The sequence below is a fragment of the Kribbella sp. NPDC050820 genome, assembly GCF_040653975.1.
Classification (GTDB): Bacteria; Actinomycetota; Actinomycetes; order Propionibacteriales; family Kribbellaceae; genus Kribbella.
In genome coordinates, this window is record NZ_JBFAHB010000048.1 from 20339 (window position 1) to 34005 (window position 13667).

Genomic DNA, 13667 nt, shown 5'->3' on the forward strand with positions numbered 1-13667 from the left:
GAAGGAAGTAGCCCGATGAGACTGACCTGGGTGCAGCCCGAAGACCTGCTGCCGCATCAACTGGTCCAATCGAGATCCGAGGGGGTCGACGTCACCGACGTCGAGGAGCGCTGGCTCGCGGCCGGCGGGAGCACGGACGCCCCGGCCTCGGGTGCCTCGGACGCGCCCGCCTCGCCGGAGCTCCGGTCGCTGGCTCGTGAGCTGATGGACGAGCTCGACCGCCGGTGGACCGGCTGGCCGGAGCCGGACGTCCCCGACCTGCCCGTGCTCGGCACGCCGGACGAGTCGCGGGTCCTGAACGCGTGGCTCGGCCGCGCCGCCGGGAACCTGCTCGGCAAGGTGGTCGAGAAGATCCCGCGGGAGGGGATCCGGGAGATCCTCGAGACGTCGGGCCAGTGGCCGCTCACGCAGTACATCACCGCGATCGGTGTGCCGGACGAGGTGCAGCGGCGCTGGCCGTGGAACAAGCGCTCGATGCCGACCAGCCTGCGCGAGAACATCGACGGGATGCCCGAGGACGACGACCTCAACTTCGCCATCCTCGCCCTCCAGCTGCTGGAGCGGCACGGCTCCGCGCTGACCACGGAGGACGTCGCGCTGGCGTGGTTGAACGACCTGCCCGCGGGCCGGGTGTTCACCGCCGAGCGCGTTGCCTACCGCAACCTTCTCGAAGGGGTCGAGCCCGCACGGGCGGCGGTGGTCGGCAACCCGTTCCGGGAGTGGATCGGCGCCCAGATCCGGACCGACGCCTACGGCTGGGCGCACCCGGGCGACCGGACGGCGGCCGCCCGGCTCGCGCTCGTGGACGCCCGGTTGAGCCACACCGGCGCAGGGGTCGACGGCGCGTTGTGGGTCGCCGCGATGTCGGCAGCCGCGATGGTCCTGGACGACCCGCGCGAGGTGGCCGTCGCCGGGCTCGACGTCGTGGCCAAGGACGGCGCAATCGCACAAGCTGTCCGCTTCGGGCTGGAGCTCGCGGACACCGGCCTGGACGAAGCGCTCGACGCTCTGCACGGCGAGTACGGCGACCTGCACTGGGTGCACGCGGTGAACAACACGGCGCTGACGGCGTACGCGCTGACCGCCGCCGACTTCGGCGACGCTGTGGGCCGTGCGGTGATGGGTGGGTGGGACACCGACTCGGTCGGCGCCACGGTCGGTGCGGTGTTTGGCGCTGTCCGCGGGGTTACGGCAGAGTGGTCTGCACCACTGGACAACCGGGTGGCCACAAGCCTGCCGGGAATGAACCAGATCGCGATCGACGAGCTGGCTGCGAGGACTGTGGAGGTGTCGCGGGGTGGAGCCTGACGTTGTCGTCGTAGGTAGCGCGAACGTGGATCTGGTGCTGCCGGTCCGGCGGATTCCACGTCCCGGCGAAACCGTCCTCGCCGGGGAGATGACCCGTGGCCCGGGCGGCAAGGGGGCGAACCAGGCCGTCGCGGCCGCGCGGGCGGGTGCACATACTGCAATCGTTGCCTCACTCGGTGTCGATGACGCGGGTGAGCTCCTCCGCGAAGCGCTGTCCGCCTCCGGTGTCGACCTCGCTCTGGTCTCGGCGTTGGAAGCCACTCCGACCGGGACGGCGATCATCACGGTCGACGACTCCGGGGAGAACTCGATCGTGGTCGCGCCGGGCGCGAACGGCGAGTTGACGCTGTCCGAGGCAGCGAGCCGGGCGGTGAGCGGAGCGAAAATCGTCCTTTCCCAACTGGAGATCCCGTTCCCGACCGTGCAGGCGGCGGCCGCGGCGAGCTCGTACTTCGTTCTCAACGCCGCCCCGGCGGCCGAGCTGTCCGACGAGTTACTCGCCGAGGTCGACCTGCTGGTGGTGAACGAGACCGAGGCCGAGCTGATCGCCGGCTCCGACCGGTCCGCGCTGCTCAAGCGGGTGCCGGCCGCGGTGGTCACGCTGGGCGGCGCCGGCGCGGTGATCCTGACCCGTGGCGCCGACGAGATCGCCGTCCCCGGGGTGCCCGTGGACGTGGTCGACACCACGGCCGCGGGGGACACGTTCTGCGGTGTGCTGGCGGCAGCATTGGCTGCCGTGTCAACCACCGATGCGATCACGGCAAGCGACCTGACGAATGCTGTCCGACGCGCTAACGTTGCTGCTTCACTGAGTGTTCAGGCCGCGGGGGCTATTTCCTCGGTGCCGCACGGGGATGCAATCGACGCGCGTTATGCGGAGGTGTACCTGTGAATCCGCTCGAGCCGCGGCCCATCGATCTGCCCGGCAGGGTCGATCTGGGGCTCCGGGCCGACCTGGCCTACCTCGACGACGCCAAGATCCTCGGCGCGCCGGAGGACCCGGCCGACCTGCCGCGGTGGCGCGGCAAGCTCGCCGAGTGGTTGATCGGCGCCTACGACCGGACGCCGTACGACGGCACCCACTACGAGGTGCCGGGCCGGGAGTGGACCCAGACGGCGTACTCGGTGGCGCTCGTCTGGCTCTGGGACGACCAGCTGTACGACGTCCGGACCGGGAAGTTCACCCCGGAGAAGTTCGTCCAGCACGGCGTCGACGACTTCGGCGGGTACGACGCGATCGTGCTGTGGCACGCCTACCCGGTGATCGGGATCGACTCGCGCAACCAGTTCGACTTCTACCGCGACGTGCCGAAGCTGCGCGAGCTGGTCGACGACCTGCACCGGCTCGGGCTGAAGGTGTTCTTCGACTACAACCCGTGGGACGTCGGCACCCGCCGGGCCGCGCGCCCCGACGCCGACGAGTTCGCCGCACTAGTGACCGAGTACGCGGTCGACGGCGTCTTCCTGGACACGCTGAAGGAGGGCGACCCGAAGCTCACCCGCGCGCTGCGCAAGGCGAACCCGTCGATCGCCCTGGAGGGCGAGTCCCGGTTGCCGATGGCAAGGATCGGGGACCACGCGCTGTCCTGGGCGCAGTGGTTCGCCGACACCCGGGCACCCGGCGTGCTGCGGGCACACCTGTTCGAGCGCCGGCACATGATGCACCACACCCGCCGCTGGAACCGCGACCACAGCGACGAGTTGCAGTCAGCCTGGGTGAACGGCGTCGGCATGCTGGTCTGGGAGTCGGTGTTCTCGGCCTGGGTCGGCTGGAGCGCGCGCGACCGGGCGACCCTGCGCCGGATGGTCGCGGCGCAGCGCGCGTTCGCGCCGGTGCTGCTGAACGGCGACTGGATCCAGCTGACGCCGGAGGTCCCGGACAAGGCGCGGGACCACGGCATCTACGGTTCCCGCTGGGACCTGGCCGACATCACCTTCTGGACGCTGATCAACCGCGACGAGGAGGACTTCGAGGGCATCGTGCTGCGCTCGGAGGACCAGGTCGGCGACTGGTACGACGTGACGTCCGGCGTGCCGATCACCGCCGACGACGACGGTGTCCACTTGGTCGTGCCGGGGCGTGGTGTCACCGGCATCGTCCGGGTCGGCGCGACCGCGGGATCGAGTTGCCGGGCCACGGCCCGACGGCTGGGCACGCTGCCGCGGCCGCATGTCAAGGACTCCGCGTTCCCGATGGCGCCGGCCGAGCGGCAGCCGGTCCCGGAGGTCTCGGGCAACGCCGACATCGGCCCGGCGGTCGTCGTACCGGCGGGGGAGCGGGAGTTGGTCGTCCGGCATCGGCGCCGGGAGACCGGGCTGTACGACCAAGCCCCGTACGTGGAGGAGTGGAAGCCGCTGCCGCCACGTCTGCATGACATCCAGACCGTGAGCCGCTCGGTGTCGCTGAGCGGGATCTCGGTCGCGGTGTCCGAGGTGACCAACGTCGACTTCGCCGAGTTCCTGGCCGCGACCGGCTACCGGCCGCGGATCCCGAACCGTTTCCTGAAGCACTGGGTGGACGGGGCACCGGTGCCGGGGACCGAGGCGCAGCCGGTCACGTACGTCGACCTGCCGGATGCGCGCGCGTACGCGGACTGGCGCGGCGGACGGTTGCCGACCGAAGACGAGTGGCAGGTCGCCGCCGGACTGGACGGGTTCACCCGGGTCGAGCCGCTGGTGTGGAACCTGACCGAGAGCGAGCACCGGGACGGCCGCAGCCGGTTCTGCATCCTCAAGGGCGGGTCGCACTACGTTGCCGAGGGCTCCGACTGGTACGCCGACGGCGGCCCACAGCCCCCCGAGGTCAGCTTCAAACTCGTCCTCACCGGCGCCGGCCTGGACCGCTCCGAAACCATCGGCTTCAGGATTGCAGGATGAGGACTGTTCCGCTTGAGGGTGTGAAGGTGCTGGAGGCGGCGACGCTGTTTGCGGGGCCGCTGGCGGCGACGTACCTGGGGGACTTCGGGGCCGACGTCACGAAGATCGAGCATCCGGCGCGGCCGGATGCGGCGCGGACGCACGGCGCGTCGAAGGACGGCGTCGGGTTGTGGTTCAAGACGCTCGGCCGGAACAAGCGGCTGGCGACGCTCGACCTGTCCCGCGGTCGCGACGTGTTCCTCGATCTGGTGCGGGAGAACGACGTACTGATCGAGAACTTCCGGCCCGGGACGTTGGAGCGCTGGGGGCTGGGCCCGGACGTGCTGCTGGCGGCGAACCCGCGGCTGGTGATCGCGCGGGTGACGGCGTTCGGGCAGGTCGGGCCGTGGTCGGGCCGGCCCGGGTTCGGATCGCTGGCCGAGGCGATGAGCGGGTTCGCGGCGGTGACGGGTGAGCCGGACGGGCCGCCGACGCTGCCGCCGTTCGGGCTCGCGGACGGGATCACGGCGCTGGCGACGGCGTACGCGGTGATGGTCGCGCTGCGCGAGCGGGACCGGTCCGGTCAGGGGCAGGTGATCGACATGGCGATCATCGAGCCGATCCTGATGATGCTCGGCGGCGGGATCACGGCGTACCAGCAGACCGGGTACGTGCAGCCGCGGCTGGGGAACCGGTCGTCGAACAACGCGCCGCGCAACGTCTACCGGACCGCGGACGGCCGGTGGGTCGCGGTGTCGACCAGCTCGCAGAGCATCGCCGAGCGGGTGGTGACGCTGGTCGGCCGGCCGGATCTGGTCGCGCAGCCGTGGTTCGCCACCGGGCGCGAGCGGGCGCAGCACGCGGACGAGCTGGACGACGCGGTCGGGTCGTGGATCGCCGAGCGGCCGCTGGACGTGGTGATGGCGGAGTTCGAGAAGGCGGAGGCCGCGATCGGGCCGGTGCACGACATCCGCGGGATCATGGCCGATCCGCAGTACGCCGCGCTGCAGACGATCGTTGCCGTGGACGACGAGGAACTGGGGGGTCCGGTGCAGATGCAGAACGTGTTGTTCCGGCTGTCGGAGTCGCCGGGGTCGATCCGGTGGGCCGGCCGGCCGCACGGCGCGAACACCGACGAGGTGCTCGCCGAGATCGGGGTGACGCCTGCCCAACTGGCCGCCCTGCGCGAAGCCGGCGTGGTCTGAGTGCTCACAGCGCTGTACGTCCCGGCGAACCGGCCGGACCGCTTCGCGAAGGCGGTCGCCGCGGGAGCGGATGTGGTCGTGTTCGACCTGGAGGACGCCGTACCGGTCGACGACAAGGCGGCCGCACGCGGCTGGGCGGTGGCCTGGATCGCTGCCAACGCCTCGGGATCGGTCGAGGTGCGGGTCAACGCGCCGGGCACGCCGTGGATCGAGGACGACCTGGCCGCGGTGGCCGCCGTACCGCGGATCCGGATCCGGCTGCCGAAGGTGGAGAGCGCGGCCGATGTGCACGCCGTGCTGGAGCAGGTGCCGTCGGCAAGGATTACGGCGCTGATCGAGTCGCCGCTGGGCCTGGAGAAGGCGTTCGAGATCGCGTCGGCCGACTCGCGGGTGACCGCGATCGCGCTGGGTGAGGCGGATCTGCAGAGCTCGCTCGGCGTGGACGGCCCCGCCGGTCTGGCGTGGGCGCGCGGCCGGCTGGTTGCCGCCTCCCGGGCCGCCGGGCTGGGGGCGCCGATGATGTCGGTCTACCCGCACGTGCACGATCTCGACGGCCTCCGGGAGACGTCGCTGGAGGGTCGTGCGCTCGGTTTCGTCGGGCGTACGGCGATCCATCCGCGGCAGCTCGCGACGATCGTCGAGTGCTTCACGCCCACCGCCGTACAGGTGGCCGAGGCCGAGGCCCTGCTCGCCGCCGTCGAGAAGGCCGGCGTGTCGGCGGGCGGCGTGATCGTCCTGCCCGACGGCCGGATGGTCGACCCCGCCATGGTGGGGCGCGCCCGCGAAGTGAGCACCCTGATGCGAGAGATCGAGCTAAGGTCGTAGGCATGCTGCCGCGCAGTGTTGATGCCGTGGTGATCGGGTCGGGGCCGAACGGGCTGGTGAGCGCGATCGCCCTCGCCGACGCGGGCTGGGACGTGCTGGTGCTGGAGGCCGAGGAGACCTTCGGCGGCGCGGTCCGGTCGACCGAGAGTGACGGCTGGATCAGTGATCGTTTCAGCTCGAACTACCCCCTGGGCGTGGCCTCACCGGTGCTGCGCGCGCTGGAGCTGGAGAAGCACGGTCTGCGCTGGGCGCACGCGCCGCTGCCCCTCGTGCACCTGCTCGACGAGGACGGCGCCGCGGTCGCGATCCACCCGGACCCGGAGGACACGGCCAAGTCGATCGGTGTCGACCACCCGGGTGACGGCGACGCGTGGCTGCGGCTCTACCAGCAGTACGTCACGATCCGCGAGCCGCTGCTGAAGTCGCTGCTCACCACCTGGCCGCCGATCGTGCCGGGGATCAAGCTGGCCCGCAAGCTCGGGTCGGTGGGGGAGTTGCTGCGCTTCGCGCGGTTCATGGCGATGCCGATGCACCGGATGGGCCAGGAGCTGTTCGAGGGATCGCGCGGCCCGGCCCTGATCGCCGGCAACTCGCTGCACGCCGACGCCCCGCTGTCCGGCGCCGTCAGCGGCACTATGGGCTGGTTGCTCGTCATGCTCGCGCAGGATGTCGGCTACCCGGTCGCGGCCGGTGGATCGAGCTCGCTGTCGGGCGCGCTGGTCCGGCGGGCCGAACGAGCCGGTGCGTTGCTCGTTCGCGGGACGCCGGTGTCCGCGATCGAGGTGTCGTCCGGGCGGGTGACCGGCGTACGGACGGCGTCCGGGGAGACCGTCGTCGTCAACCGGGCGGTGATCGCGGACACGTCCGCGCCCACGCTCTACGACTCGTTGTTGCCAAGCGCAACGATTCCGGCGGGGTTGCGGCGGGACCTGGACGAGCGGTTCGAGTGGGACTACCCGACGGTGAAGCTGAACTTCCGGCTGAGCGGGCCGATCCCGTGGCGCTCGCCGGAGGCGCGGTCCGCCGGCGTGGTGCACCTCGGCGGCACCGCCGACGACCTCGTCCACCTGTCCGCCGACCTCGACACCGGCCGGCTCCCGTCGACGCCGTTCCTGCTGATCGGGCAGACCACCAAGGCGGACCCGTCGCGGTCACCGGAGGGCACCGAGGCGGTCTGGGCCTACGCGCACCTGCCCCGCAGGGTGGCGGACGACGAGTCCGCGGCGAAACTGGCGAACCGGATGGAGCGGGCGATCGAGCGCTTCGCTCCCGGGTTCGGCGAGCTGATCATCGACCGGGACGTGCAGATCCCGAGCGCCCTCGAAGCCGGCAACGCCGCGCTCGGGCTCGGTGCGGTGGGCGGCGGCACCATGCAACTCCAGCAGCAGCTGATCTTCCGGCCGACCATCGGGCTGGGAAGTCCGCGGACGTTCGTCTCCGGGCTCTACCTCGGCAGCTCGGCGGTCCACCCCGGCGGCGGCGTCCACGGCGCCTGCGGTCACCTGGCGGCCCGGACCGCGCTCCGCGACGCCTCTGTCCTCGGCCCGCTGACCCGCACCCTCCCGACGGCCGCACTCCGACGACTCCAACAGTGACGTGCGACTCGACGAAGCCAACTGCAGGGCCCGGGTTGCGGCGGCGCGGGTGGGGCGGCTGGCGACCGTAGGCGCTGACTTGCGGCCGCACGTCGTACCAGTGACTTATGCGGTGCACGGGGACGAGGTGTACATCGCGATCGACCACAAGCCGAAGACGACGACAGACTTGAGGCGGCTGCGGAACATCGCGGAGAACGACCGGGTCGCGGTCCTCGTCGACGAGTACGACGAGGACTGGACGCACCTGTGGTGGGTCCGGCTCGACGGCGTCGCGCGGGTGCTGCCTTCCTTGCCGGCGGCGGTGCAGTTGCTGCAGGCGAAGTACCCGCAGTACGACGCCGAGCCGCCGCGCGGGCCGGTGATCGCCGTACAGGTGCAGAACTGGTCGGGCTGGTCCTACACCTGAGTTGCGATCCGGAGGGCGGCGACCAGGTCGCGGTAGAGGTCGTCGGTCGCGAGCAACTCCTGGTGGGTGCCGCGGGCGCGGACCCGGCCGGACTCGAGAACGACGATCTGGTCGGCGTCGATGACCGTGGACAGCCGGTGGGCGATCGTGAGGACGGCGCCGGTCCCGGCGATCCGGGCGATCACCTCGTGGACGGCGGCCTCGGTCAGGCCATCGAGCTGAGCGGTCGCCTCGTCGAGCAGCAGGATCTCGGGGTCGCTGACCAGCGCCCGGGCCAGGGCGATGCGCTGCCGCTCGCAGCCGGAGATGGCCGCGGTGGACAACACCGTGTCGAGGCCGTCCGGTAGCTCGCGAACCCGGTCCTCCAGGCGGACTGCCCGGAGCGCCTCCCAGAGCGCGGGCTCGCCGGCGTCCTCGTGGGTGTAGAGCAGGTTCTCCCGAAGGGTGCCGGGAACCAGGGGCGTGTCCTGCTCGACGTACACGATCCGGCGGCGCAGGTCCTCCAGCGACCACTCCGGCAGCGGTACGCCGTCCAGCACCAGGCGGCCGGAGTCCGGGTTCAGGAACCTGAGCAGGAGCGAGAACATCGTGGTCTTGCCGGCTCCGGACGGACCGACGATCGCGGTGTGGCCGCGGCGGGGGATGGTGAGGCTGACGTCCTGCAACGCCGGTGCCGCGCCGGGCGCGTAGCGGGCGGTGACGTTCTCGAACGTGAGCGCTGACGGCACGTTCGTCGTACGGCCGGGATTGGTGTCGGCGGGCTCGAGCTCGAAGGCGTCGACCTCGCGGATCCGCATCGCGGCCGCGACTCCGGACTGCAGACCACTGACAGTCTGCGTGAGGGTGCCCACCGGCTCCATCAGCTGGAAGGCGTACAGCAGGAACGCGACCAGGGCCGAAACAGTCAGCAGGTTCTCGCTGACTCGCCAGGCGCCGATGCCGAGGATGAGCAGGGTCGCGGACCCGATCCCGAAGCCGGCCGCGGTCCAGGCGACGGCTTCATAGCGGACCGCGCGGACGCTCTGCCGCGCCGATTCGGTCGCCTCGGAGATGACCCGGTCGCTCTCCCGCGCTTCGGCCCGGCTGGCCTTGACCGTCCGGATCGCCCGCAGCGCACCTTCCAGTGAGCCGCCCAGCCGGCCGACCGCACCTTGCGCCTGCTCCTGGGCCTTCGCCATCGGCGGCATCAGCAACGCAACGATGATCCCGACCGCGGCCAGCGCGCCCAGTGTCGTGAGCAGCAGCACGCCGTCGAGCATCGCCATCAGCACCAGCGCGCCGACCAGCGAGATCACGCCGTTGACCAGCTGCACCAGACTCGATGCGGCGGCCTCGCGGAGCAGCACGGTGTCGGACGTGACCCGAGTGGCGAGCTCGCCGGGGGAGCGGCCCGCGAGCTCACCCACGCGCACCCGGAACAGGCGCCGCACCATCGAGCTCCGCGCGTCGAGCACGACCCGCTCGCCCATCTTGCCGAGCAGGATCCACTGCACCAGGCCGAGCCCGGAGCTGACCACCAGCAGTACGACGAGCAGCATCACGGCCGACGTGATCGGTGTCGACGCGGCCAGGCCGTCCAGGACCGGGCGATCCTGGAGGCTGCGGTGGTGGTGTTCGCCAAGCGGCGGACCGCCTCGCTGGGCGACATCGCGACCGAGGCGCAGGTCGCGCGCAGCACCCTGCACCGGTACTTCCCGGACCGCGAGGCGCTGATCCGGGCACTCGCCGAGGACGTCCTGGAGCAGACCGAGCGGACCATCCAGGAGGCCCAGCTCGACCAGGGGCCGGCCAGGGAGGCGCTGCAGCGCCTGATGACCGGGTGGTTCGACCTCGGCCCGCGGCTGTTCTTCCTGTACAACGAGCCGAGCTTCAACACCACCTATCCGGAAGCGGCGCAGTGGGTGCAGGACTTCTTCACCCGGCTTGACCAGGTCGGCAAGCCGATCGACCAGCTCATCGCCCGGGGGCAGGCGGACGGAGTCTTTGCGCCGTCGCTGCCGCCGGCCTGGATCAGCCGGATGATCTGGTGGATGGTCTACATCGGCTGGGAAGGCATCACCGAAGGCGACCTGACCCGCTTCACCGCCCCCGCCACCGTCCTCCAAACCCTCGAATCCGGCATCCTCGCCGCCCTCCCGCCCTCCGGCCGACCGTTGAGTTGTCGATTTCGGTTGGTGATCGGGCCGGATCTGCGCCGTTTTCCACGACTGAGTGGGGACTCACCTAGGGTGGAGGCGTGATGGGTGGTGTGGAAGGGGTACTGCGGGAGTTGGCGCCGCAGGTGCTGGGGTTCCTGGCTCGGCGGCATGGGCAGTTCGACCTGTGCGAGGACGCCGTACAGGAGGCTTTGCTGGCGGCGGCGACGCAGTGGCCGGTGGACGGGGTGCCGGCGAATCCGCGGGGCTGGCTGATCACGGTCGCGACCCGGCGGCTGACCGACCAGTTCCGCAGCGAGAACGCGCGGCGGCGCCGGGAGGACACCGTAGCGGCGATGGCCGGGCCGGAGGAACTCGTTGCCCCAGGCGCCGATGTGGACGCCCCACCGGACGCCGACGACACCCTCACCCTGCTCTTCCTGTGCTGCCATCCCGCTGTCACACCGGCGTCGCAGGTCGCGCTGACGCTGCGTGCGGTCGGCGGTCTGACCACGGCCGAGATCGCCCGCGCGTTCATGGTGCCGGAGGCAACGATGGCGCCGCGGATCAGCCGGGCGAAGAAGAGCATCAAGGCGGCCGGCAGCCGGTTCGCGATGCCGCCGGAGGAGGAGCGGGCCGACCGGCTGCGTGTCGTCCTGCAGGTGTTGTACCTGATCTTCAACGAGGGCTACACGGCCAGCTCGGGGGAGGCGTTGCAGCGGGTCGAGCTGACCGCCGAGGCGATCCGGCTGACCCGGATGCTGCACGACTCGCTGCCCGGCGACGGCGAGGTGGCGGGCCTGCTCGCGTTGATGCTGCTGACGGATTCCCGTCGTACGGCGCGGACGACGGCCGACGGCGGCCTGGTCCCGATCGACGAGCAGGACCGGAGCCGGTGGGACCGCAAGCAGATCGAGGAAGGTGTCGCGCTGATCCTGGAGACGCTGGCTCGGGGTGAGGTCGGGCCGTACCAGGTGCAGGCGGCGATCGCGGCGGTCCATGCGGAGGCGCCGAGCACCGAGGAGACGGACTGGCGGGAGATCCTCGGGCTGTACGTGCTGCTGGAGAAGCTCGCGCCGAACCCGATGGTCACGCTGAACCGCGCGATCGCCCTCGCTCAGGTCGAAGGTCCGCAGGCCGGTCTCGACCTGCTGGCAACTCTCGACGACGACAAGAACGTGACCGAGACCCACCGGCTGGACGCTGTCCGGGCGCATCTGTACGAACGGGCGGGGGCGCCGGCGAAGGCGCGGGAGCATTACCTGGCCGCGGCGCGCCGTACCACCAGCCTGCCTGAGCAGCGCTACCTGAACGCGAAGGCCGCCGGCATCCCGTCTGGGACGACCGGCGGCTGACGCGCGGGATCACACCGACTCGGTGACCTTGTTTTCGGCCGGAGCTTCCTTCAGGGCGAGCGCGGCCAGGAGTGCGCAGGCGAGGAAGGCGACGGCGCCGACGACAGCGACGACGTTCAGCCCACTGACGAACGCTGCCTTCGCGGCCACCGCCAGGTCGGAACCGAGTTGATGGGCGGCGCCCACACTCTCCGTTGCCTGCCGGGCGACGTCGTCGGGCAACGTCGCCGGCACGTCGAGTTGCTTGCGGTAGACGGCCGTCCCCAGGCTCCCGAGCAGCGCGACTCCCAGTGCGATACCGCCTTCGCCGCTGGTCTCGGCCAGTGAGGCGACCGACCCGGCCCGCTCCGGCGGAGCCGCGGCCAGCATGAGGTTCATCGTGAGAGCCATCGGCATCCCGATGCCGAACGAGGTCAGGGTCAGGCCGGTGACCAGGAAGCCCAGCCCACCGCCGGTGACCACCAGAAGCCCGGCTGCTGAGATCGCCAGGCCGATCGCGGCCGTGGTCGACGTCGGCAGCCGTTGGGCGATCCGCGGCGCCAGCGACAGGCCGAAGATCATCGCCACGCTCTGTGGCAGCAGCCAGAGCCCGGCCTGGAACGGAGTCAGCTCCTCGACGACCTGCAGGAAGAGCGCAGCCTGGAGCGAGATCCCCGCCATCACCACACCGGCGGCGACGGAGATGCCGAGGGCGGCGCTGAACTTCGGCGTCCGGAACAGCCGCAGGTCGAGCAACGGATGCGCCAGCTGTTGCTGGCGCCGGATGAAGCCGATGCCGATCAGCAGCCCGGCCAGGATCGCAACGAGCGGAGCGGTCGCCCAGCCGTGGCGGGCCAGTTCCTTGAGTCCCCAGACGACCGGCAGGATCGTTGCCAGCGACAACCCCACGCTGAGCAGGTCGAGCTTGCCCGCCGAGGTGTCCCGGTACTCCGGAAGCAGCAGCGGACCCGCGATCAGGAGTAGCAGCATCACCGGTACGCCGAGCAGGAACGCCGAACCCCACCAGAACCGCTCGAGCAGCAACCCGCCGACCACCGGGCCGATCAGCATGCCGACCATGAAGCAGCTGAACCACAGACCGATCGCCTGCGCGAGCTGGGCCGGATCGTGGAACATGTTGCGGATCAACGCCATCGTCGACGGCATCAAGGTCGCTCCGGCGATCCCGAGCATCGCCCGGCTGGCGATCAGCATCTCGGGGCTGCTCGAGTACGCCGCGAGGACTGACGCGACCGTGAACGCGGCGCCGCCGATCAGCAGCAGCTTCCGCCGACCGATCCGGTCGCCGAGCGTTCCCATCGTGACCAGGAAGCCGGCCAGCAGGAACGAGTAGATGTCCAGGATCCACAGCTGCTCGGTGCTGTCGGCGCCGAGATCGGAGCTCAGACTGGGCAGGGCCAGGTAGAGCACGCTGACGTCGAGCGACAGCAACAGCGTCGGGAGCGCGAGGACCGCCAGGCCCGTCCACTCTCGTTTGGTCGCCTTCATCGGTTCGTCCCTTCAAGAGTCGTGATCAGGTCGGGCATCAGCACCAGGTCGGGCCAGCCCTCGTCCGCCGCGAGCCGGGTCACCGCCGCCGCGACCCGGGCGCCGTCGCCGGTGCCGGTGATCAGCAGGCGGGCGGGATCGGCCTGCAGCTCGACGGCATGGTCCGCGGCCCAGCCGACGATCGCCTTGGCGTCGGCGACGGCTTCGTCGTACTGCGGGCTGGTCGGGCCGGCGAGGATCACCAGTCCGCCGCGCCGGCACAGCTGCCGGCACTCGGGGTCGGGATCGCCGGCGCCGGGGAGGAACACCAGCAGTGGCGGGCTCGTGCCGCTCGCCGGGGGCCAGTAGACCCGGGCCCAGATCGGCCCGCTGCTTCCGCGGAGCTGAACCGCGGCACTTCGTACGGTCGTCATGGCTCACACGCTGGCACCGGCGACGGACCGGAGGGAAAGGCCGATCGTGCATGACGGTGGTGCGTCATCGGCATCACC

12 protein-coding genes are annotated in these 13667 nt (G+C 71.1%); 9 read left to right on the top strand and 3 right to left on the bottom strand.

Translation table 11 applies throughout. The features are described from left to right. Positions 1-15 precede the first annotated feature (15 nt). Genes AB0H36_RS31920 through AB0H36_RS31950 form a run of 7 tightly spaced genes read left to right on the top strand, consistent with a single transcriptional unit; the run spans position 16 to position 8198 of the window. Positions 16-1308, top strand: a complete 1293-nt coding sequence (locus AB0H36_RS31920; RefSeq protein WP_360531969.1) for an ADP-ribosylglycohydrolase family protein — start codon at positions 16-18, stop codon at positions 1306-1308. Further along, positions 1298-2200, top strand: coding sequence for a ribokinase (locus AB0H36_RS31925; protein ID WP_360531972.1), 903 nt, complete (start codon positions 1298-1300; stop codon positions 2198-2200). The genes AB0H36_RS31920 and AB0H36_RS31925 overlap by 11 nt, the downstream gene beginning before the upstream one ends. Then, entirely contained in the window at positions 2197-4185 is a 1989-nt protein-coding gene (locus AB0H36_RS31930) for an SUMF1/EgtB/PvdO family nonheme iron enzyme (RefSeq protein ID WP_360531975.1), read from the top strand. Before AB0H36_RS31925 ends, AB0H36_RS31930 begins: the two co-directional genes overlap by 4 nt. After that, positions 4182-5369 (top strand): CoA transferase, encoded by a 1188-nt coding sequence (locus AB0H36_RS31935; protein WP_360531978.1) that lies wholly within the window; start codon positions 4182-4184, stop codon positions 5367-5369. Before AB0H36_RS31930 ends, AB0H36_RS31935 begins: the two co-directional genes overlap by 4 nt. Further along, the gene (locus AB0H36_RS31940) at positions 5370-6194 is read left to right on the top strand and encodes a CoA ester lyase (RefSeq protein ID WP_360531981.1); all 825 of its coding nucleotides are present in this window, start codon (positions 5370-5372) and stop codon (positions 6192-6194) included. It begins immediately after the preceding gene. Positions 6195-6196: 2 nt separating this feature from the next. Then, positions 6197-7789, top strand: a complete 1593-nt coding sequence (locus tag AB0H36_RS31945; protein ID WP_360531984.1) for an NAD(P)/FAD-dependent oxidoreductase — start codon at positions 6197-6199, stop codon at positions 7787-7789. Position 7790: 1 nt separating this feature from the next. After that, a complete protein-coding gene (locus AB0H36_RS31950) occupies positions 7791-8198 on the top strand; it encodes a TIGR03668 family PPOX class F420-dependent oxidoreductase (RefSeq protein WP_360531987.1) in 408 nt (135 codons plus the stop codon). On the opposite strand, the gene AB0H36_RS31955 is transcribed toward AB0H36_RS31950, so the two are convergent. Next, on the bottom strand, positions 8189-9883 hold the full coding sequence (locus tag AB0H36_RS31955; RefSeq protein ID WP_360532115.1) for an ABC transporter ATP-binding protein: 1695 nt from the start codon (positions 9881-9883) through the stop codon (positions 8189-8191). The two genes, AB0H36_RS31950 and AB0H36_RS31955, sit on opposite strands and share 10 nt — an antisense overlap. Between AB0H36_RS31955 and AB0H36_RS31960 the strand changes: the two genes are divergently transcribed. Then, a complete protein-coding gene (locus AB0H36_RS31960; RefSeq protein WP_360532118.1) occupies positions 9791-10438 on the top strand; it encodes a TetR/AcrR family transcriptional regulator in 648 nt (215 codons plus the stop codon). The two genes, AB0H36_RS31955 and AB0H36_RS31960, sit on opposite strands and share 93 nt — an antisense overlap. Further along, the gene (locus AB0H36_RS31965) at positions 10438-11688 is read left to right on the top strand and encodes a DUF6596 domain-containing protein (RefSeq protein ID WP_360531990.1); all 1251 of its coding nucleotides are present in this window, start codon (positions 10438-10440) and stop codon (positions 11686-11688) included. Before AB0H36_RS31960 ends, AB0H36_RS31965 begins: the two co-directional genes overlap by 1 nt. Positions 11689-11697: 9 nt before the next feature. Here the strand turns inward: AB0H36_RS31965 and AB0H36_RS31970 are convergent, their stop codons facing one another. Both AB0H36_RS31970 and AB0H36_RS31975 read right to left on the bottom strand, forming a co-directional pair. Continuing rightward, positions 11698-13176, bottom strand: coding sequence for an MFS transporter (locus AB0H36_RS31970; protein ID WP_360531993.1), 1479 nt, complete (start codon positions 13174-13176; stop codon positions 11698-11700). Continuing rightward, a complete protein-coding gene (locus AB0H36_RS31975; RefSeq protein WP_360531996.1) occupies positions 13173-13589 on the bottom strand; it encodes an alpha/beta hydrolase fold domain-containing protein in 417 nt (138 codons plus the stop codon). The genes AB0H36_RS31970 and AB0H36_RS31975 overlap by 4 nt, the downstream gene beginning before the upstream one ends. Positions 13590-13667: the final 78 nt, after the last annotated feature.

What these genes read in the sequence shown, in the direction of transcription:
- AB0H36_RS31965 (WP_360531990.1), top strand. Translation starts at nt 10,438, where the DNA reads ATGGGTGGTGTGGAAGGGGTACTGCGGGAGTTGGCGCCGCAGGTGCTG.
- AB0H36_RS31935 (WP_360531978.1), top strand. Translation starts at nt 4,182, where the DNA reads ATGAGGACTGTTCCGCTTGAGGGTGTGAAGGTGCTGGAGGCGGCGACG.
- AB0H36_RS31920 (WP_360531969.1), top strand. Translation starts at nt 16, where the DNA reads ATGAGACTGACCTGGGTGCAGCCCGAAGACCTGCTGCCGCATCAACTG.
- AB0H36_RS31975 (WP_360531996.1), bottom strand. Translation starts at nt 13,589, where the DNA reads ATGACGACCGTACGAAGTGCCGCGGTTCAGCTCCGCGGAAGCAGCGGG.
- AB0H36_RS31945 (WP_360531984.1), top strand. Translation starts at nt 6,197, where the DNA reads ATGCTGCCGCGCAGTGTTGATGCCGTGGTGATCGGGTCGGGGCCGAAC.
- AB0H36_RS31970 (WP_360531993.1), bottom strand. Translation starts at nt 13,176, where the DNA reads ATGAAGGCGACCAAACGAGAGTGGACGGGCCTGGCGGTCCTCGCGCTC.